The organism is Acidithiobacillus sp. IBUN Pt1247-S3, from assembly GCF_041146875.1.
GTDB lineage: Bacteria > Pseudomonadota > Gammaproteobacteria > Acidithiobacillales > Acidithiobacillaceae > Igneacidithiobacillus.
Map to the genome: position 1 here is coordinate 243,862 of NZ_JBFRXP010000001.1, position 19,361 is coordinate 263,222.

18 protein-coding genes are annotated in these 19,361 nt (G+C 56.8%); 9 read left to right on the top strand and 9 right to left on the bottom strand.

Going from position 1 to position 19,361, the window contains the following annotated elements; genetic code table 11:
* Positions 1–2: 2 nt before the first annotated feature.
* A complete protein-coding gene (locus tag AB4090_RS01305) occupies positions 3–1,010 on the bottom strand; it encodes an NAD-dependent epimerase (protein WP_369572044.1) in 1,008 nt (335 codons plus the stop codon).
* Between the two features lie 2 nt (positions 1,011–1,012).
* Positions 1,013–1,999 (bottom strand): ADP-glyceromanno-heptose 6-epimerase, encoded by a 987-nt coding sequence (rfaD, locus tag AB4090_RS01310; RefSeq protein WP_369572045.1) that lies wholly within the window; start codon positions 1,997–1,999, stop codon positions 1,013–1,015.
* Between the two features lie 55 nt (positions 2,000–2,054).
* On the opposite strand from rfaD, the gene AB4090_RS01315 reads away from it, so the two are divergent.
* On the top strand, positions 2,055–4,052 hold the full coding sequence (locus tag AB4090_RS01315; protein WP_369572046.1) for a monovalent cation:proton antiporter-2 (CPA2) family protein: 1,998 nt from the start codon (positions 2,055–2,057) through the stop codon (positions 4,050–4,052).
* A 41-nt stretch (positions 4,053–4,093) separates the two neighbouring features.
* Positions 4,094–4,939 (top strand): fumarylacetoacetate hydrolase family protein, encoded by an 846-nt coding sequence (locus AB4090_RS01320; protein WP_369572047.1) that lies wholly within the window; start codon positions 4,094–4,096, stop codon positions 4,937–4,939.
* A 7-nt stretch (positions 4,940–4,946) separates the two neighbouring features.
* Here the strand turns inward: AB4090_RS01320 and speA are convergent, their stop codons facing one another.
* Genes speA through AB4090_RS01335 form a run of 3 tightly spaced genes read right to left on the bottom strand, consistent with a single transcriptional unit; the run spans position 4,947 to position 8,766 of the window.
* Positions 4,947–6,836, bottom strand: coding sequence for a biosynthetic arginine decarboxylase (gene speA, locus AB4090_RS01325; RefSeq protein WP_369572048.1), 1,890 nt, complete (start codon positions 6,834–6,836; stop codon positions 4,947–4,949).
* Between the two features lie 59 nt (positions 6,837–6,895).
* Positions 6,896–8,293 (bottom strand): PhoH family protein, encoded by a 1,398-nt coding sequence (locus AB4090_RS01330; RefSeq protein ID WP_369572049.1) that lies wholly within the window; start codon positions 8,291–8,293, stop codon positions 6,896–6,898.
* Entirely contained in the window at positions 8,293–8,766 is a 474-nt protein-coding gene (locus tag AB4090_RS01335; protein WP_369572050.1) for a peroxiredoxin, read from the bottom strand. Before AB4090_RS01335 ends, AB4090_RS01330 begins: the two co-directional genes overlap by 1 nt.
* A gap of 101 nt (positions 8,767–8,867) precedes the next feature.
* Between AB4090_RS01335 and AB4090_RS01340 the strand changes: the two genes are divergently transcribed.
* Positions 8,868–9,317, top strand: a complete 450-nt coding sequence (locus AB4090_RS01340; RefSeq protein ID WP_369572051.1) for a Fur family transcriptional regulator — start codon at positions 8,868–8,870, stop codon at positions 9,315–9,317.
* Positions 9,318–9,335: 18 nt separating this feature from the next.
* Here AB4090_RS01340 and AB4090_RS01345 read toward each other — a convergent pair whose 3' ends face one another.
* Positions 9,336–10,091 (bottom strand): HAD-IA family hydrolase, encoded by a 756-nt coding sequence (locus AB4090_RS01345; RefSeq protein WP_369572052.1) that lies wholly within the window; start codon positions 10,089–10,091, stop codon positions 9,336–9,338.
* Positions 10,092–10,247: 156 nt separating this feature from the next.
* Here AB4090_RS01345 and dksA point away from each other — a divergent pair, with 156 nt between their 5' ends.
* The 6 genes from dksA (at position 10,248) to hflD (ending at position 16,383) form a co-directional block, all read left to right on the top strand.
* Positions 10,248–10,703: an RNA polymerase-binding protein DksA gene (gene dksA, locus AB4090_RS01350; RefSeq protein ID WP_369572053.1), complete on the top strand. Its 456-nt coding sequence runs from the start codon at positions 10,248–10,250 to the stop codon at positions 10,701–10,703.
* Positions 10,704–10,793: 90 nt separating this feature from the next.
* Positions 10,794–11,597 carry an EcsC family protein gene (locus tag AB4090_RS01355; protein WP_369572054.1) on the top strand — a complete coding sequence of 268 codons (804 nt, stop codon included), beginning with the start codon at positions 10,794–10,796 and terminating at the stop codon, positions 11,595–11,597.
* 83 nt (positions 11,598–11,680) lie between these two features.
* The gene (gene sfsA / locus AB4090_RS01360; RefSeq protein ID WP_369572055.1) at positions 11,681–12,379 is read left to right on the top strand and encodes a DNA/RNA nuclease SfsA; all 699 of its coding nucleotides are present in this window, start codon (positions 11,681–11,683) and stop codon (positions 12,377–12,379) included.
* A gap of 22 nt (positions 12,380–12,401) precedes the next feature.
* Entirely contained in the window at positions 12,402–13,211 is an 810-nt protein-coding gene (gene map / locus AB4090_RS01365) for a type I methionyl aminopeptidase (protein WP_369572056.1), read from the top strand.
* Positions 13,212–13,222: 11 nt separating this feature from the next.
* Positions 13,223–15,724 carry a bifunctional uridylyltransferase/uridylyl-removing protein GlnD gene (locus AB4090_RS01370; protein ID WP_369572057.1) on the top strand — a complete coding sequence of 834 codons (2,502 nt, stop codon included), beginning with the start codon at positions 13,223–13,225 and terminating at the stop codon, positions 15,722–15,724.
* Positions 15,721–16,383: a high frequency lysogenization protein HflD gene (gene hflD / locus AB4090_RS01375; RefSeq protein ID WP_369572058.1), complete on the top strand. Its 663-nt coding sequence runs from the start codon at positions 15,721–15,723 to the stop codon at positions 16,381–16,383. Before AB4090_RS01370 ends, hflD begins: the two co-directional genes overlap by 4 nt.
* Here the strand turns inward: hflD and AB4090_RS01380 are convergent.
* The 3 genes from AB4090_RS01380 to AB4090_RS01390 all read right to left on the bottom strand — a co-directional run bounded on the left by AB4090_RS01380 (position 16,362) and on the right by AB4090_RS01390 (position 19,263).
* On the bottom strand, positions 16,362–17,054 hold the full coding sequence (locus AB4090_RS01380; RefSeq protein ID WP_369572059.1) for an endonuclease III domain-containing protein: 693 nt from the start codon (positions 17,052–17,054) through the stop codon (positions 16,362–16,364). The genes hflD and AB4090_RS01380 overlap by 22 nt on opposite strands.
* The gene (gene rluB / locus AB4090_RS01385) at positions 17,051–17,878 is read right to left on the bottom strand and encodes a 23S rRNA pseudouridine(2605) synthase RluB (RefSeq protein WP_369572060.1); all 828 of its coding nucleotides are present in this window, start codon (positions 17,876–17,878) and stop codon (positions 17,051–17,053) included. Before rluB ends, AB4090_RS01380 begins: the two co-directional genes overlap by 4 nt.
* Before the next feature lie 74 nt (positions 17,879–17,952).
* Complete coding sequence (locus tag AB4090_RS01390) at positions 17,953–19,263, bottom strand: NAD(P)/FAD-dependent oxidoreductase (RefSeq protein ID WP_369572061.1); 1,311 nt, start codon at positions 19,261–19,263, stop codon at positions 17,953–17,955.
* Between the last annotated feature and the right edge of the window lie 98 nt (positions 19,264–19,361).

Below are 19,361 nucleotides of genomic sequence, written 5' to 3' on the forward strand. Positions count from 1 at the left end.
CCCTAGCGGATGCCGAAATAATCCCGGTACCAAGCAACGAAACGCCCCAGGCCGGTCGCGAGATCGGTACGGGGCGCGAAATCCACGGCTCTCTGTAGCTCGCTGACCTCGGCATAGGTGGCGTGCACGTCGCCATCCTGCATGGGCAGAAGCTCCAATTCTGCTTTTCGCCCCAACGCCTCCTCAAGCAACCGGATAAACTCCAACAGCGCGACGGGTTGGTGATTGCCAATGTTGTGAATATGAAACGGCGCGGCGCTACTCGCCGGATCATTCGGCCAAGCGTTTTGCGGCGCTGGGGCGAGGGGAAGCAGGCGCGTCACTGCTTCTACAATGTCGTCGATATAGGTGAAATCCCGCTGCATTTGCCCGTGGTTGAAGACCGGGATTTTTTCGCCGGCAAGGATCTTTTGAGTGAAGCTAAAGTAGGCCATGTCCGGCCGGCCCCAGGGGCCATAGACGGTAAAGAAACGCAATCCGGTGCACGGGATGCGATAGAGATGGGCATAACTGTGTGCCATCAACTCCCCTGCCCGCTTGGTTGCCGCGTAGAGACTCACCGGATGGTCGACTGGATCATGGGTGCTGTACGGCAGTTGGCTGTTGGCACCGTAAACAGAACTAGAGGACGCAAAGAGCAAATGCGCGATCTGTTGCTGCCGACAGCCCTCAAGTACGTTCAGAAAACCCTGCAGATTGCTATCTACGTACTCATGCGGTGCTTTTAATGAATAGCGCACTCCAGCCTGCGCCGCCAGATTGACTACTGCAGCAAAAGGCATTTTGGCAAACAGTGCCTCCATACCAGCACGATCAGCCAGATCAAGACGTTGAAACTGGAAGGCAGGATGGCTCTCGAGCTGCGCCAGACGCGCGCGCTTTAAGGCCGGGTCATAATAAGCATTAAGATTATCAATCCCATAGACACTGTAGCCTTCTGCCAACAGACGGCGACTGAGATGGAAACCAATAAAACCCGCCGCACCCGTTACTAATATCCGACCATCCATATTCATTCCTTTTCGCGTAGCCAGGAGAGATAGCGCCGCACACCGGCTTCCACATCAAGGAAGGGAGCGGAATAACCTGCCGCGCGTAAATTTTCGACATCTGCCTGGGTGTAACTCTGGTACTTGCCATGCAGGGCTTCGGGCATGGGACTGTACTGGATTATCCCTTGCCGCTGCAGCTCCGCGAGCGGACGCGCCGGTTTCCCGGTCTCTTCATCGATCGCCTGGATGGCGGCCACGGCAACATCATTGAAACTTTGCGCCCTCCCCGTTCCCACGTTGTAGATGCCCGATTGCGGATGATCGAGAAAGTGGAAATTTACCGCGACCACGTCGTCCACATGGATGAAATCGCGCCGTTGTTCACCATCGGCATAGCCAGCACTGCCAGCAAAGAGACGCACTTTGCCTTCCTGACGATATTGACGGGAAAAGTGCAAGGCGACCGAGGCCATGCGCCCTTTGTGGAATTCGCGTGGACCATAGACGTTGAAGAAGCGGAAGCCATGCACCGGTGCCGTGATCTCCGCCCACTGCGCCCGCAGGTATTGATCAAACTGAAACTTGCTGAAGGCGTAGACATTTAACGGATCTTCCGCCGCTCGCTCTTCTCGAAACCGCCCGGTCATGCCGTAAACCGAGGCACTAGAGGCATAGAGGAACGGCACGCGATTTTCCTGACACCAATGGAACAAGGCCTTGCTGTGGGCAAAGTTGTTATCCATAACATAGCGACCGTCCATGGCCATGGTGTCGGAACAGGCGCCTTGATGGAAGATTGCATCGATTTTTCCAAACCTTCCCGCCAGAAGTTCGGGAAGAAACGCCTCGGCCTCAAAATAATCGCGAATATTCAGGTCGGCGAGGTTGCGAAACTTGTCAGCGCGCTGCAAATGATCGCTGACCAGGATGTCAGTAACACCGCGCTGATTCAGCCCGTGTATGATATTGGCGCCGATGAATCCGGCACCTCCAGTAACAATATACATGTGAGTGAGTACCTCCTTTTGCGCTATCATAGCAAAAACCCCCTGGTGAGGAGCCATGCCCGACCACTCTCTGTTGACCGTCGTCGTTTTGCTGGCGGCTGCCGTGTTCATGGTGGCAGCTGCGCGCAAGGTACGTTTGCCTCCGATCATCTCTTATCTCCTGGTAGGGGTGCTGCTGGGGCCGCACGCCTTGGCGCTGGTGCCCGACGAAGAACGCATGCGGCATTTGGCCGAGTTCGGCGTCGTTTTCCTCATGTTCAGTATTGGGCTGGAATTTAGTCTGGCGCAATTCATTCGCATGCGCCGCTTGGTATTTGGACTCGGTAGCGCGCAGGTCGTCTTGACTGCCTTGGTGTTTCTTGGTGTCGCATTGCTCATTCCCCTGCCCTGGCAAACTGGCGCGGCCCTGGGTGGTATTCTGGCCATGTCCTCCACTGCTATGGTGGTACGAGCCTTGGCCGAACGCATGGAAACCCAGAGTCGGCATGGTCGCATTGCCATCAGTATTCTTCTATTTCAGGATCTTGCGGTCATTCCCCTGCTCATCCTCATCCCCGCGTTGGCGGGCTCAAGCAAAGCCTTGCCCCACGACATGGCTATTGCCGGGGGCAAGGCAGTGTTGGCGTTGTTGTTGCTGGTGGTCATCGGCAGACCGCTGATTAGCCCGTGGTTCGAGTGGGTGGCCGCACGCAAATCCAACGAGCTCTTCATGCTCAACCTGTTGCTCGTCACTCTGGGACTGGCATGGATTACCGAGGCAGCGGGTTTGTCTCTGGCACTTGGCGCCTTCATTGCTGGCATGCTGCTTGCCGAAACTGCCTATCGTTATCAGGTGGAAGCAGATATCGCTTCCTTCCGCGACATCTTGCTCGGACTCTTCTTCGTGACCATTGGCATGATGGTCAACGTCCCGGTGCTACTCGAGTATTTGCCCTGGGTCTTGTTGATTCTGGTGTTGATTTTTTTGGTCAAAGGCGGGTTGGTTTGGGGCATCTGCCGCTTTACGGGCTTTGAAAATGGCGTGTCCTTACGCAGCGCCGTGGTTTTGGCGCAAGCAGGGGAATTTGGTTTTGTGCTCATTTCTCTTGCCAGTCAAAAAAACTTGCTGCCGCCTGGGGTGTTGCAGCCGGTACTGGGCGCCATGCTGCTATCCATGCTCCTGGCGCCGGTACTGGTACAGTACAACGGGCGGATTGTGCGCCTGCTTGCCCCCGGCTATCGCAACCGCCACCAGCAGAATCTGGAAGAAGTGCGCCAGCAAGATATGCGCGAGCACGTCATTATCTGCGGCTACGGACGCGTAGGGCAGAGTATTGCTCGGGTTCTTGAGGATGAAGGAGTTCCCTATCTTGCTCTCGATCTCGATCCGAGCCGCGTACGTCAGGCACAGGCGGCTGGTGAATCGATCTTCTACGGCGATGCCAGCCGTCGAGACCTGATGGAGGCAGCAGGTATTGCCCATGCCCGCGCTATCGTCATCACGTACGGCAATGTGCAGGAAACGGCTCGCGTGCTGGCTGTCGCAAAAGAGTTGCGACCACAGATTCCGAGCATTGCCCGTGCTCACGATGACAGCCAGATGGCGGCCCTGGAGGCAGCAGGTGCCGATGAGGTCATCCCCGAGGTGACCGAGGGCGCGCTCATGCTCGCCTCGCAGACCTTGTTGCAGATCGGCTTTCCACTGAGCACGGTGTTGCGTCGCGTGCGACGCTTCCGGCAGGAACGCTACAGCCTCTTTCGCGGCAATTTTTGGGGCGGATCGGCGCCCGGTGAAGAGCAAGCATCGCCGCGTTTGTACTCCATTTCCCTCGGCGAAACGGCCTATGCCTTGGGGCGTCGCCTGGGCGACCTACAGCTAGAAAAACGCGACGTACAAGTGGCCGCGGTGCGTCGCTTTGGTATTCGTGGACGTGATCCATCACCGGAAACGCTGCTACGCCGAGGAGACGTTTTGGTGCTCTTTGGTCCGCCAGAATCGCTCACCGAAGCAGAGCGTTATGTGCTACATGGAGAGCAGGAAGAGAAAGCCGCTAAAGGTATGGAGGCTGTGTAGGCCAGGGAAAAATGAAAACTGGACGATAAGGAGTTACCGCTATGCGTTGGAGTGTATTGGAAATCGCTGGTCATGCAGAAATGGTGCTTTGGCAAGGCGAAGATGCCTACCTGTTACGTGATATTGATAAGACTTTTATTGCAGATGACGTATTAAACTGCAGTGATCGCTTACAAAAACGACTCGCTGCTGCGCTCCCCAAGCCAATCGATTTGCAGGATGCAAAGTATCTCCCGCCCTTTCTCGGCCAGAAAATCCTGTGTGCAGGCCTGAACTACCGCGACCACATCGCGGAAACCAAAAGCAAGACACCACAGTATGCAAACCTATTCATTCGTTACCCGGATTCCCTGGCTGGCCACGGACAGGCGCTGGAGATACCGGCAATCTCTACGGAATTCGATTATGAGGTGGAACTGGCGGTAGTCATGGGGCAGCCACTCTCGGGCCAGGTCAGCCGCGAACGGGCCCTGGCCGCTGTTTCCGGTTATACCATTTTCAATGACGGTAGCTTGCGCGATCTGCAGTTTCGCGCGAGCCAATGGACCCTGGGCAAGAATGTGCCGCGCAGTGGCGCCATGGGTCCCTGGGTGGTCAGCGCTGACGAATTGCCTGCCGGTGGCAAGGGATTGCGTCTGCAGACCTTGGTAGGGAATGAATGCTTGCAGGACGGCAATACTGCCGATTTGATTTTTGATGTCGCCGATCTATTGATTGCTATCGCCGCTGCCCTACCTCTTTCGCCCGGTGATGTGTTGGCAACCGGCACGCCAGCGGGGGTGGGATTCAGTCGACAGCCGCCGCGTTTTCTGCAAGACGGTGAAATTTGCGAACTGCATATAGAGGGTATTGGCACCTTGCGCAATCCGATTCGGCGCGCCGGCTGAAAGCCCGTTATTCTAGATAGGTATATCCCTGCAGTCCGTCGCGAAAGTCACGTAAAAAGCCTTCCCGCTCCGCGGCAGGGATATTGCTTGTTTCTGCGAGTTTTTTCTCGAACTGGCGCACCAGTTCCTCTGCTGAAAACTGCACGTACTGTAGTACCTCGGCTACCGTATCGCCCGGCACCGCACCTTCCAGGCGTAGCGATCCATCTGCTTCGCAAATGACATTGACGGCATCGGTATCGCCAAAAAGGTTGTGCATATCACCGAGTATTTCCTGATAGGCTCCTACCAGGAATACCGCCAGATAGTAAGGTTCCCCCGCTCGCAGGCCATGGACTGGCAGCGTTGGCCCGAGACCGTCGGCGGTAACGTAGGCATCAATGCGACCATCAGAATCGCAAGTGATGTCCTCTAGCCGCGCGTGGCGCTCCGGTCGCTCGTTAAGGCGATGCACCGGCATGATCGGGAAAACCTGGTCGATGGCCCACACGTCGGGCAAGGATTGAAACAGAGAAAAATTGGCAAAATATTTATCCAGCAACTTTTCTTCTAGTTCATCTAGAACTTCACGATGGGCACGCTTGGCGGGGTCGAGTAGCGCTCGACAGCGCCACATGATGTGCGCGTACAGGCGCTCCGCCTGAGCTCGCCCAGCGAGATTGATCAGACCAAGTTTGAATTCCTGTTGTTCCTCCGCAATCCGGAAAATGGCCTCTTGATAGACTTCCAGTGCCGTGTTCGCATCGGCATTCCGCTGTAAGCGTTCCAGAAGTCTGCGCCAAGGATTGTTGGCATCCGCGGGGAGATCCGCCTCGGCCAGCGTTTCGCCGGCGGCACATGCTACATCTACCACATTGAAGAGCAAGACCGCGTGATGTGCCGTAAGGGCGCGGCCGGATTCGGAAATGATTTGCGGCTGTGGCAATTCTTCCTGGCGACAAATGTCTGCCAGTCCCCCTACTACCGCCTGGGCGTAGTCCTCCAAGCGATAGTTGGTGGAACAATAGGCGCGTGAATGCGAGCCTTCGTAGTCTACCCCCAGCCCGCCACCCACATCGACTACCTGCAAATCAGCGCCCAGATGACGCAGCTCCGCGTACAGTCGCGCACATTCGCGCATACCACCATGAATAAACTGAATATTGGGGATCTGCGAGCCGAGATGAAAATGCAAGAGTTGCAAACGATCGAGGGCGTTGCTTTCGGCGAGCTGGGCAACAAGTTGCAGGATTTCCGTGGAAGACAGACCAAATTTGGATTTTTCGCCGCCGGTGTTCTGCCATTTGCCTGCGCCCGCCGAAGCCAAACGCGCGCGTACGCCAATGCGTGGGCGTACCTGCAACTCCTCGGCAATCTGCAGAATCAGCGGCAACTCAGCGCTTTTTTCGACCACCAGATAGACCTGCAAGCCCAAACGCTCACCCATCAATGCCAGGCGGATATATTCTGCGTCTTTGTAGCCATTGCAGATGATGGTACCACCAGCGGGCATCAGCGCCAGCACCGCCAACAGCTCGGGCTTGCTGCCCGCCTCCAGCCCCAGACGCCCTGCCCCGGCCTGCAGGATTTCTTCCACTACCCGGCGTTGCTGATTGACCTTGATGGGATAGACCGGCGTATAGGATGCAGCGTAGTTCTCGCGCTGCATAGCCTCGACGAATACCTGCTGCAAGGCCTGCACCCGTTGCTGCAGGATTTGGGGAAAGCGCAGCAGGCAAGGAAGGCCCAAATTTTGACCCCGCAGGCGACGAATGACATCCGTCAGCCCCGCACGTACCGGACTCGTCAGCCCCTTGGGCGTGACCCAAAGCTGCCCGTCTTCGCCTACCTGAAAAAAGCCTTCGCCCCAATGGACCAGATTGTAGAGATTACTCGAGTCTTCGCGCGTCCAGCCCATCGTCGTCCCCCTATCGGCGCGCACAGTCTAGGGCTTGTCTGGCTACGGCTCAAGATCGATTACAACGCCTCATTCGCATAGTCGGCCAAGCGCGACCGTTCCCCGCGGCGCAGGGTGATATGCCCACTGTGTTCCCAGTTTTTGAAACGATCGACCACGTAGGTAAGGCCAGAGGTGGTCTCGGTGAGGTACGGCGTATCAATCTGGGCGATGTTACCCAGACAGACGACCTTGGTGCCGGGGCCAGCACGGGTGATGAGGGTTTTCATTTCTTTGGGGGTTAGGTTCTGCGCTTCGTCAACGATGACAAATTTTTCCAGAAAGGTGCGCCCGCGCATGAAACTCATGGACTTGATACGCAGGCGTTTGCCAATGAGATCTTGAGTGGCACTGCGCCCCCAACTGCCGGCACCCTCGGGGCCACGCGAGAGAATCTCCAAATTATCTTCAATGGCCCCCATCCAAGGCTGCATCTTTTCCTCTTCGGTACCCGGCAAAAAGCCAATCTCGTCGCCTACAGGAACCGTGGCACGGGTGATGATGGCCTCGGCGTAGCGCTTTTCTTCAAAGATCTGGTGCAGCGCCGAAGCTAGTGTCAACAACGTCTTGCCGGTGCCAGCCGGCCCGAGAATGCTGACGAAGTCAATTTCCGGGTCGAGTAACAGCGCCAGGGCAAAATTTTGTTCGCGATTGCGGGCGCGAATGCCCCAAACTGCATTACGCTCCGAAGCGTAATCGGCAATCCGTTCGATAATGGCGTGGTCAGGCACGACACTGCGGACGATGGCAGAAAAGTCTTCGCGTTGCTCGCCTTCCGGGCTCAGATGGATGAACTGATTTGGATACCAGCGCTCCACCGCCGGCCCACGCAGCCGGTAAAAACTCCGGCCACTCTCCTGCCAGGCATCGAGATCGCGGCTGTGATGTTCCCAGAAGTCAGTCGGTAGGACATCTACACCGGTGTAGAGCAGATCGGCATCTTCCAGGGCGCGGTCGTTATGATAGTCTTCGACGCGAATCCCCAGAGTTCGACCCTTGATACGCAGGTTGATATCTTTGCTGACGAGAATGACCTCGCGGTCGGGATGCATCCCCTGCAAGGCCAAGGTAACAGCAAGGATTTCATGGTCGGCCTTGCCGCCAGCGAGGTCCTCGGGCAATTTCGCCTGATAGGCTGCGGTCTGAAAGAAAAGCCGGCCTTGGGCATACGGTAGCGGCAAACCCAGGTCGAGATCGGCATCGCTAGTCAGCATCTCATCCAGATGCCGGCTCACTTGGCGCACATTGCGCGCTTGCTCACTCAGGCCTTTTTTGTGTTGGTCCAATTCCTCCAACACGATCATCGGCAGGAGGATGTCGTGTTCCTGAAAGCGGAACAATGACGCCGGATCGTGCATCAGAACATTGGTATCCAGAACGTAGAGGCGCCGTTGCGCTACCACCGGCTCAGCAGCCATCAGGCGAGCTTCTGAACAATGGCGAGGATGTTTTCGGCGTGACCGGCGGCCTTCACCTTGCGTTCGATGTAAGCCAGCTTACCTTCGCGATCAACCACGAAAGTGCTGCGTTCAATGCCCAGATAGACCTTACCGTAGTTGTTCTTTTCTTTGATCACATCGTAGGCGTGGCAGAGGGTTTCGTCAGGATCGGAAAGCAACGAAAACGGGAATTCATATTTACAGGCAAACTTTAGATGACTGGCAACACTATCGCGAGAGACGCCGAGTATCTCGGCACCGGCTTCCTGAAATTGCTTGTAGTGGGCGGCAAACTCTTGCCCCTCGGTGGTACAGCCAGGGGTATCGTCTTTCGGATAAAAATAGAGGACCACCGCCTTGCCGCGCAAAGAACTTAGCGTGATGGATTCATCACGTTGATTTTTCGCAAAAAATTCTGGGGCAGTTTGACCGATTTCGAGACTTTCCGGCATATGCTTTTCTCCCTGAGTGGCGTCCCAGTGAATCTAACGCGCCGCTTGCGTAGCTGTCCAGTTGCTTTGCCGAAGCCGAGTACGCGCGGTACCATGCAGGCATGGGACGCATAGCCGACATTACAACAGCACAGACGACAGAGGCGGAACGGCGGATACGCGCCGCAGGGCAGCGTCCTACCCGCGCTCGTTTGCAAATCCTGCAGGCCCTGCTTAACCTCGCGCAGCCCGCCAATCATGGAGAAATTCAAGAGTATATGTTGACGCGCTGGGCAGAGACCATGGATCGTGTCACCTTATATCGCGGCCTGGATTGGTTGGTGCAGCATCAGCTTACCCATCGCATCACCGCCGACGATCGTGTTTGGCGCTTTAGTGCGATCAACCTCGAGCACCCGTCGCACCCGCATTTTCATTGCTTGCGTTGTGGCCAGGTACTCTGCTTGCCGGAAAGCCAACTACCTGCGCCGCAGCTTCCCGCCGACTATCGGGTAGAAGATGTGGAGATGGTCGTCAACGGCGTTTGTCCGCACTGCCAGCGCGACAACTAAAAAAATTTTTGCTCTTCCTCAGCGCGCGAGCCAACGCTCCATTAGGGCAAGGTCGACAACGACTTCCTGTCCTGCATCTTGTCCCTGCAATATCGTGCCCGGTTGCTCTGCTTCGCCAAGCTGATCCAGCACGCGCAACGCACCGGAAAAGTCCTGCCCTGCAGTGTACTCGGTTTGGGTGATCAAGACCCGTAGGTCCGCGCCCAGTGCCGAGCGTAGACCGTTTTCAGAATCCTCCAAGGCTAGACATTCCGCGGCACGCAGCCCCAACTGTTGCAAGACATGCTGATAAATGTCTGCCGCCGGTTTTTTATTCGGGACAATGTCACCAGCACCAATATATTCGAAGCGATTCCAGCCTTCGGTACCAAGATTGCTCTGTAAAAGTGCCGCGACATTGTCTGGCGTGGTAGTGGTGGCGATTGCCAGCCGCAACCCAGCCGCGTGCGCGGCATCAAGCAGGCGTTTGACCCCAGGGCGTAACGGTGCGACGCCCTGAGCGATGATCTCGCCATACAGGACGGTCTTGCGCTGGTGAATCTGGCGAATTTCACTGTCGCTGATCTGCGGAAACTGCGGGTGATCATTGAGGAATCCGCGCAGACGCTCCTTACCGCCGGTGATCTTGAGATAGGCACCGTAGGTAGGCACATCCCACTGAAATGGCAGGGAAAAGTCCGTAAACGCCTGATTGAACGCGACCCGATGCGCATCGCGCTCGGTATCTGCCAAGGTTCCATCGACATCAAAGATGAGGGCACGTAGACCGGACATGGGTACTATCTCCTGGAGGATCGGTTTTTCTTTGCTCAGACGGCGTCAGACTAATCGCCCGCTAGCTTATACCGGAAAGCGTGACGTTTGCCAAAGGCCGAAATCTCTGCTAAACCATGCCGGATTTTTCTTCGCACTAAGACAGGAAGACACACCATGACGGATAGCGCTGCGGCACTCAAAAATAGCAACCCGCAAGAGCTTCAGGCTTTTACCCCTTACCAACCGGCGACGGATGAGGAGTACATGAGCGCTGGCCAGATGGCCCATTTTCGTAAGATTTTGGAAGACTGGCGCAGCGAATTGATGGCGGAAGTCGATCGTACGGTACAGAACCTACAGATAGAAAACGTCAATTACTCTGATCCTAACGATCGCGCCAGCCTGGAAACCGATATGGGCCTAGAGTTGCGTGCCCGCGACCGCGAACGCAAACTCATCCGCAAAATCAATCAGGCCTTGGGCCGCATCGACGCTGGCGAATACGGCTACTGCGACGCCTGTGGTGTGGAAATCGGGCTGCGCCGCTTAGAGGCGCGCCCCACCGCCACGCTCTGCATTGACTGCAAGACGCTGGAAGAAAAGCGTGAACGGCAGATGGCGCAAGACTGAATCACAAACGCATTCCAGCCTTGGGTGATTTTGTCCGTTTCGTGAAAAAATCTGCGGCAATTCGAAAATGCACAGGTGACGGAGGTCCGGATGGCTGAAATACGCAGGCTAATGACAGAAGAAGATTCTGCCGAACTTCGTGCTGCGCACGATCTTCTCGAAAATCCTGGCCTCGCCGCTCGTCTGATAGATCGGCTCGGTGTTCCCATAGAGCACGGGCTGAAACGCTTGCCAAAACAATGGAACCGCGAGATCGTACACATAACGGAACGGGCGCTAAACAAAGCTGCCGAAACCGCATTACTCACTCTGGATGACGCCCCCTTTCGCAGCCCATCCCGCCTGTGGCACAAGGCTGCAGTTGCAGCATCAGGGGGTGTGGGTGGATTTTTTGGTCTATCCGCACTGGCAATAGAGTTGCCGGTGTCCACCACCATCATGTTGCGTTCCATCATCGATATCGCCCGTAGCCAAGGGGAATGCATCACCACACCGGAAACCAAAGCGGCTTGCCTGGAGGTTTTTGCGTTGGGAAGCACCACGCGGCACGAGGATGATGCTGCAGAAACCGGATACTACGCTACTCGGGTGGCTTTGAGTGGCTTTGTTGCTGAAGTCGGCAGGGCTAGCACGAGTGGCGCTGGGGTTGCATCCAATGGAGCAGTGTTGGCCTTGCTACGCAAGGTAGCCGAACGCTTTGGCGTAGCAGTAACGGATAAAGCTATGGCGCAATTGGTCCCTGCTATTGGCGCTATTGGCGGCGCAACGATCAATACCATTTTTATCGCCCATTTTCAGGATATGGCGACTGGCCATTTTCTCATTCGCAAGCTGGAGCGTAAGTACGGCGAGGCATTAGTGGCTGAATCTTATCGGGCGCTTAGTCAAGCTTAGGTGTGTGCAACACCTAAAGCAGCATCCAGCGCGCCTGCGAGGCTCTTGCAAACCTTGCGCCGACACTTGCAGACTTCTGCAACATGAAATTGCCCACTCTCACCCCTGCCCACCTGCTGCGTCGATACAAGCGCTTTCTTGCGGACTGTGAGTTGGAATCTGGCGAGATCGTACAGGCGCATTGCCCCAATCCGGGTAGCATGCGTAGCTGCGCCGATGCGGGTCAGCCAGTACTCCTGTCCTGGACAAATGATCCCAAGCGCAAACTTCCGTGGACCTGGGAACTGTACTGGAGCGGGGCGAGCTGGGTGACGATCAACACGCAGCGCCCCAATGCAGTGGTGGCAGAGGCATTGCAAGAGCAGCGAATAGCAGAACTTGCAGGTTACAGTGAGTTGCGCCGCGAAGTTGCTTATGGCGAACATGAGCGAGTGGATTTTTGGTTGAACGACCCGCAACTCGGCCAAGCCTTTGTCGAGGTGAAGTCTTGTACCCTGCTGGACGACGATGCCGTGCTGCGCTTTCCTGACGCCCGCAGTAGTCGTGCACTGCGCCATCTTGCTGCCCTGGCAGAAGAGCGGAAACGCGGGCATCGCGCTGTGATGCTATTTTTGTTGGGACGCGAAGACGGGTGCGGCTTTGCACCCGCTGATGCCGTTGATCCGGAATATGGTAGGGCCCTGCGCCGTGCTCGCGATCTGGGCATTGAAGTCCTTGCCTACCGCAGCCGAGTCAGGCCTGATAGTATAGAGATTAGTGACGCGGAACCCTTATTATTCTGAATTGACCGCGCAAGGAGAGCTGATGTTACGCCGAGCCCAAGCCCGTCCACAGGTCGTAGTGCACAATGCCGAAGAAATTGAAAAAATGCGCGTGGCGGGCCAACTAACCGCCATGGTTTTGAAAATGATAGCCGAGCATGTGCGCCCCGGCATCAGCACTGGCGAACTTGATCGCATCTGTCATGACTACATCGTCAATGACTTGCAGGGCATCCCCGCCCCACTTCACTACCAGCCGAGTCCTGAGTACCCCCCCTTCCCCAAATCGGTATGTATCTCCGTAAACCACGTTATTTGCCATGGCATCCCTGGTGATCGCATTCTCAAGGATGGCGACATCCTCAACATTGATGTCACCGTGATCAAGGATGGCTTTCATGGGGACAGTAGCAAAATGTTTTTGGTTGGCGACGTGCCCTTGAAAGCGCGTCGGGCGGTAGACGTGGCGCACGAGAGCATGATTCGCGGCATTGAGGTCGTGAAACCCGGCGCGACCTTAGGAGACATTGGCCATGCTATTCAGGTCTATGCGGAGGCGCAACATTGCTCCGTGGTACGCGAGTTCTGCGGGCACGGTATTGGCCGCAAATTTCATGACGAGCCGCAAATTTTGCACTACGGCGAACCGGGTAAGGGGCTGGCCCTAATTGCTGGGCAAACCTTTACCATTGAGCCAATGATCAACGCTGGCAAACGCCATATCAAGGCACTTCCTGACGGCTGGACCATTGTCACCAAGGACCATAGCCCCTCGGCGCAGTGGGAACACACCGTGCTGGTGACCGAGACGGGGTACGAGGTGCTCACGCAACTGCCGGGAGATCCCCTCTGAGGACAGCGGCATTGCCCTCTGCCGCTTTCCTCACGGCGACACTCACGCAGCCGACATTTCCGCGCGCAGGAAGCATCAACCAACGTCTGCGCGGCTTTGCCCAAGAGAGCGACGATGTTCTGCAGGCTCTCTGGCAACAACTAGAGCCACCTGCGGGTTTGAGTCTGATCGCCGTCGGCGGCTATGGGCGTGGCATACTCTTTCCTTTTTCCGATCTCGACCTGCTCTTGTTGTGTCACCCGGACTGCAGTGCTGAAGACTTTGTGAGCCGTTTTTTGACTGCCCTGTGGGACCTTGGACAACAAATCGGCGCCTCCTTGCGCACGGTGGCGGAAACTCTGGATGCCGCGCGCGGCGATCTGACTATCGCTACCACTCTTCTGGAGTGCCGTTTTCTCGTTGGCGATGCGACACTTTGGAGCGACTTGCAGGCGCAGCTGCAGAACAGCCCTCCTTGGTCCATTAACGCCTTTTTTGCTGCCAAGGTAGCGGAACAGGAGGCACGCCATCGACGTTTTCGCGATACCGCTTACCACCTCGAACCGCAGATCAAGGATGGCCCGGGAGGCCTGCGTGACGTGCACCAGCTTCTCTGGTTTGCTGGGCGCATCTGGCAACGCCCGGAGCTTTCGGCCTTCACCCGATTGGGCATCATGGATGCGGCGGACTTGCGCCAGTTGCGCGCTGCGGAACGATTTATTGCCCAGGTACGGGTAGCCGTTCATCTGCGTAGCGGGCGTGCCGAGGATCGGCTACGGCTGGAATTGCAAGAACCTGTCGCCACTGATCTCGGCTTTACCGCTAGTCGCGGACGTAGTGCCGCTGAGCGCCTGATGCAAAGGCTCTACCAGTCTTTTGCCGAGATCCAGCGCCTTGCCGCCATCGTAGAAGAAGCGATCGCGCACTATCTGGCCACGGGAGAAATTCACAGCAGCACCGTTGAGCTAGAGGAAGCGCCGAGCGCTCTGCTGCGTCATTGGATGCAACGTGCGAGCACCGGGCAGGATCTGCCTGCCCATGTACTTTGCGTGGCCAAACGCCAGAAAAGGCAATGGCAAACCACGCTTTTTTCCGACTCCGCGTTTCGCGCTGCCTTTTTGCAGGCCATCGTTGATCCTCTACGCGCGAGCCGCGTACTTAGTTGGCTGCACCGCGCTGGACTGCTGGGGCGCATATTACCCCCATTCCAGCGCATCAGCGGATTGATCCAGCACGATCTTTTTCATGTCTACACCGTCGATCAGCATACCTTGTTCCTGGTCGATCAACTCGCCGAGCTCTGGCATGACACCGAAACCCGTGCTTTACGCAATGCCTGGCGCGAAATCGATCAACCTGCCTATTTGATCCTTGCCGGGCTTTTTCACGACATTGGTAAAGGCCGCGGCGGCGATCATTCGGAAATTGGCGCGCATGAGTGGCGCAACTTCGCTCGGCGTTTGCAAATTCCCGAGAGCGAGCGGGCGCTAGTCGCTTGGCTGGTAGAAGAGCATTTGCAGATGTCTTCTACCTCGCAACGACGTGACCTGGATGATCCTGACACCATTAGACAATTTGCCCAGACGGTGGGCACACGCAAGCGCCTGGCCCACCTGTTTTTATTGACGGTAGCAGATATGCGCGCCACCAACCCCGATCTTTGGAATGACTGGAAGGCGAGCTTGCTCTATAAACTCTACGAGCGCGTGGACGCCTTTCTCGCCTCTGGCACCACCGCCGATGATCGGCTGGAGACCGCGCGCCGACGTATTGAAACCCTTGGTCGAGAGTTTCCCGACGAGCATCGCATTCGTTTGGAACGTTTGTGGCGCGCGCTACCGGCTGGGTATTTTCTTCGTTATGACAGCGAGGAATTGCTCTGGCAAGCACACGAAATTATCCAGCGTGATGAAGAATATCGGGTGGCCATCCGTCGCCATCCGCATCAGGGCGAGCAAGTTTTTCTATTTGGACCGGATCGGCCGGGCTTGTTTCAAGATATCGCCGCCGTTCTCGACCGCCATTCGCTGAGCGTATTGGGTGCACGCATCGATACCAGCGATAACGGCTTGGCCCTCGACACCTTTCACGTGCTCGACGAAACCCGCGCCTTTCAACGTTCTGTGCTTGCCCACGATGAACTCGCAGCCGAATTGCGTAACATGTTGAATCTTGGTGTACCCAGCGAGCCGCATTTCGGACTGCGTCACCGCGATGCCCGGCATCGCTTCTTCGCCAGCGTGCCCTTGCAACTGCGTCTGGATAACGATGCATTATTAGACGATACCCTCCTGGAAGTACAAGCCCCTGACCAAATGGGTTTACTCTATTGTGTCGGTGCGGTGATTGCTGGGCTCGGATTCAGTGTCGTCGGTGCCAAGGTCTCTACCTTTGGAGAACGTGTGGAAGATACCTTTTTCATCCGTAACGAGCGCGGAGAAAAACTGCGTCGGGGCGAGCGCCAAATCTTGCTGGCAACCCTGGAAGAGCGTTTGGCAGACCGGTTCCCCAACAAGAAAGCGAAAACCCATTGATTAGTTCCCTCTTACCTGCCCCCCAACGTCTGCCCGATCGCTGCCTCGCCCTGGCCGGAATGCTCCGCGCTGCCCTTGAGGTACAGGAAGTCGCGCGCCGCGGGCGCAGTGACAATCATATCTTGCTCCTGAGCGTGCAAAGTATCCTGGCCATTGATGCTCAGGATAGCGTCGCCGCCTTGGCTGGCCTGGAGGGATTGCAGCGCGGCCTGCAGGCGCTCTGCCCCCTCTTGCACCGCGGACCAGGGCGGGCAGAAGAGGCAGAACTCCTGCGCTACACCATGTCATTGGCCAAGTTGAGCGGTCGTCTGCTCGCCAACCACAAGGCCTTTGAGCGAGTGCAGCGCGGTATCGAGCAGGCGCGCCGCCAAGTGGATCATTTCGCCGATCTCGTTCACCCCAGCGTCTTGGCAGGCCTAGCGGATACCTATGCCGAAGGTATAGGCACCCTCTCCCCGCGCATCATCGTATCGGGGGAGAGCCGTTTTCTGACGCGTGATGAGGACACAGCGCGGATTCGCACCCTACTGCTAGGAGGCATTCGTGCTGGGGTGTTGTGGCGACAGTCGGGTGGCAAAATTTGGGGCGCGCTGCTTGAGCGGCAGAAGCTTTGTGAGTGCAGCCGCGACTATCTGCGTCAGTTACCCGGACATTCCTGAGTACGGCCAAAATCGCAACCTTCCACCAGTGGGCACTGCCTGCAGAGTGGGCGTCGTGGTCGACAAGTCCCTTTGCCCAGTTCTACCAGCAAGGCGTGCAATTCATTGCGCGCGGCGACATCTCCGGGCGATAGAGTTGACTCGATGGCACGCTGTAACGAGGCATATTTCACGTTATCTGCGATCCAGCCGAGACGAGTGGCGATACGCTTGGTGTAGGCGTCTACGACCATAATGGGAAGATGGAGGGCGTAGAGAAGGATCGAGTCGGCAGTCTCCTCTCCCACGCCATGCACGCGCAGCAGCTTCGCTCGTAGCTCTGGGATGGTTCCTTTGTCTCGCAGCGACTCGGGCAAGTCGGCACATCCCTCCTCCCGCAAAAAGGCACAGAGGGCGCGTAAGCGGCGCGTCTTGACCCGATAATAACCGGAGGGATGCAGGCACGTTTCCAGCTCCATCTCGCCACTGGCCAGTATCGCTGGCACGGACAGGAGCTCCGCTGCGCGCAAGCGAGCGATGGCCTTTTCCACGTTGGTCCAGGCCGTATTTTGCGTGAGGATTGCGCCTACCATTACCTCAAATGAGGTTTCGGCAGGCCACCAGTGTTGCGCACCCCAGTGCGCGAGCAATTGCTGGTGCAACCAGGTCCAGTCGCCTGTCTGTTGTTTCACCGCCGCGTCGGGCTCCGCCGGCGACCGCGCGCCTCGCCTGAAGTTTTAGCTATGGGCGTGACACGTTTAGCTGGCTGTTCGCCTGGATCCTGCCACTCGATTTCTGCAAAAAGCAGAGCCCGATCCTCCTCAGGAAGTTCTTCAAAATAACCACTTTTCAAATGCCTGGGCATTTCGATGGGACCATAGCGCACGCGAATCAGGCGGCTTACCGCCAAGTTCAAAGCGGTAAACATGCGCCGCACCTCGCGATTGCGCCCCTCCTCCAGGGTAACGTGATACCAGTGGTTTGCCCCTTCGCCACCGGCGTCTTCGATTTGCAGGAATTTTGCGAGCCCATCTTCCAGCTCCACCCCGGCGAGTAATTGCGCAATCTGTTCATCTGTCAGGCGACCAAGCACCCGCACTGCATATACACGCTGCAGTCCATAGCGTGGGTGCATCAGGCGATTGGCCAAATCTCCGTCATTGGTGAGCAGGAGCAGCCCTTCGGAATTCAGGTCCAGGCGCCCAACGGAGATCCAACGGCTGGCGCGCAGGCGCGGCAAGCGGTCAAACACCGAGGCCCGCCCTTCTGGATCCCGACGGCTACAGATCTCTCCCGCCGGCTTGTGGTAGCGCAAAATTCGCAGCCGCCCCTGGGTCCAAGCGGGTACTTGCAATGGTTTGCCATCCACCAAAATTTGCACTTTATCGCCCACGCGATCGCCGAGTTTGGCAATTTGCCCGTTGACGCTGATGCGACCCGCGGCAATCCATTCCTCCAACGCGCGGCGCGATCCGAGTCCATAGCGCGCCAAGACCTTTTGCAGTTTTTCGTCCATGCTTATCCTGCCTCCCGGCAGTAAAAATCGGCCCCACCACAGGGTGAGGCCGATTGTAGATGCTACTGAGTGGCTCAGGAAGCTTTGCGCTGCTCGACTTCCGTCTCTTCCTTGAGGCGGGTAATGCCCATCATCTTGAAGAGCACGCGCTCGTAAAAGGGTTCGGATACGCCCATCTTCATCTTGCGGATGAAGTATTTCTCGAAGGCGACCTTGGCCAGATGCACCCAGCGCCCGTAAGCAAAGATGTCCACCTTGCGCGGCCTGATCTGCGGCAGTGCGACGAAGGCAGCACCACGATCACCCATGTCGGCGAAACAGACGGCGTTCCAGGTACCCATGGTCTTGTCGCCTTTGCGACCTTCGATATCGGCCTTGATGTTGTATACCGAGGCGCTAACCATGGACTCGATCATGTAGCCAGTCTTGGGCGCACCTGTCGGTACCGGAGTAGCCTCGACCGGCGGGATGGCAATGGCGATGCCCACTGCATAGATGCTCGGGTACTTCTTGCTGCGCTGGTTGTCGTCGACGATAACGAAGCCGCCGGGGTTACAGAGGCCCTCGACATTTGCCACGGCAGGAATGCCGCGGAAAGCGGGAATCATCATGCCAAAGTTCACCGTCAGGGTGAATTCCTTGACCGTCTCACCCTTGTCATTGACCTGGGTGATGGACATAACGCCATTTTCGACCTTGTTCACCTTGCAGTTGGTGTAGGCTTTGATGCCTTCTTCTTCGAGGCCCTTGGTCAAAATGCCGGTGGAATCGCCAACGCCAGATATGCCCAAGTGACCGATATACGGCTCGCTGGTCACGAAGGAGAAAGACGGAATTTTATCGCGCATGCCGCGCTTCTTGAGATCCGAGGCGACGATCATGGCGTACTCGTAGGCCGGCCCGAAGCAGCTGGCGCCAGCCATGGCACCAATGACAACAGGGCCAGGATTGTCGAGCAATTCTTGATACTTGCCATAGGCAAGCTCGGCGTGATCGGTAGTGCAGACCGACTGCAGCGGCCCTTCATGAGGATCAGAACCAGGCACCAACTCAAAAGCCAGACGTGGGCCGGTCGCGATCATTAAGTAGTCGTAATGGACAGTGCTACCATCTGCCAGGGTGATGATCTGCGCTTCTGCGTCGATCTTCTCGGCACTTTTGGCGATGAATTTGATGCCACGGCGTTCCACGTAGGGCTGAATAGGAAAGGTGATATCTTCGCGCTTGGACCAGCCAACGCCCAGCCACGGGTTGGAAGGCACAAATTGGAAATAGTCGTTGCTGCTGATTAGGGTGACTTCGTGTCCAGCCCCAAGCGCGTGCTTCATTTCATACGCGGCGGGCATGCCACCGGTGCCTGCACCCAGAATAACTACATGTGCCATGGTCTTGCTCCTCAATTCTGCCCATCCAAGAATCGTACTGTCTGCGAAAAGGATTATTTCATCTTCTCAGCTTCCGCGTGCAATATTGATCAGGCCGA

Coding starts and splice junctions, on each gene's coding strand:
- AB4090_RS01320 (WP_369572047.1), top strand. CDS start 4,094: ATGCGTTGGAGTGTATTGGAAATCGCTGGTCATGCAGAAATGGTGCTT.
- map (WP_369572056.1), top strand. CDS start 12,402: ATGTTACGCCGAGCCCAAGCCCGTCCACAGGTCGTAGTGCACAATGCC.
- AB4090_RS01330 (WP_369572049.1), bottom strand. CDS start 8,293: ATGGCTGCTGAGCCGGTGGTAGCGCAACGGCGCCTCTACGTTCTGGAT.
- rfaD (WP_369572045.1), bottom strand. CDS start 1,999: ATGTATATTGTTACTGGAGGTGCCGGATTCATCGGCGCCAATATCATA.
- AB4090_RS01305 (WP_369572044.1), bottom strand. CDS start 1,010: ATGGATGGTCGGATATTAGTAACGGGTGCGGCGGGTTTTATTGGTTTC.
- rluB (WP_369572060.1), bottom strand. CDS start 17,878: ATGGACGAAAAACTGCAAAAGGTCTTGGCGCGCTATGGACTCGGATCG.
- speA (WP_369572048.1), bottom strand. CDS start 6,836: ATGGGCTGGACGCGCGAAGACTCGAGTAATCTCTACAATCTGGTCCAT.
- dksA (WP_369572053.1), top strand. CDS start 10,248: ATGACGGATAGCGCTGCGGCACTCAAAAATAGCAACCCGCAAGAGCTT.
- AB4090_RS01390 (WP_369572061.1), bottom strand. CDS start 19,263: ATGGCACATGTAGTTATTCTGGGTGCAGGCACCGGTGGCATGCCCGCC.
- AB4090_RS01355 (WP_369572054.1), top strand. CDS start 10,794: ATGGCTGAAATACGCAGGCTAATGACAGAAGAAGATTCTGCCGAACTT.
- AB4090_RS01315 (WP_369572046.1), top strand. CDS start 2,055: ATGCCCGACCACTCTCTGTTGACCGTCGTCGTTTTGCTGGCGGCTGCC.
- AB4090_RS01345 (WP_369572052.1), bottom strand. CDS start 10,091: ATGTCCGGTCTACGTGCCCTCATCTTTGATGTCGATGGAACCTTGGCA.
- AB4090_RS01340 (WP_369572051.1), top strand. CDS start 8,868: ATGGGACGCATAGCCGACATTACAACAGCACAGACGACAGAGGCGGAA.
- AB4090_RS01335 (WP_369572050.1), bottom strand. CDS start 8,766: ATGCCGGAAAGTCTCGAAATCGGTCAAACTGCCCCAGAATTTTTTGCG.
- sfsA (WP_369572055.1), top strand. CDS start 11,681: ATGAAATTGCCCACTCTCACCCCTGCCCACCTGCTGCGTCGATACAAG.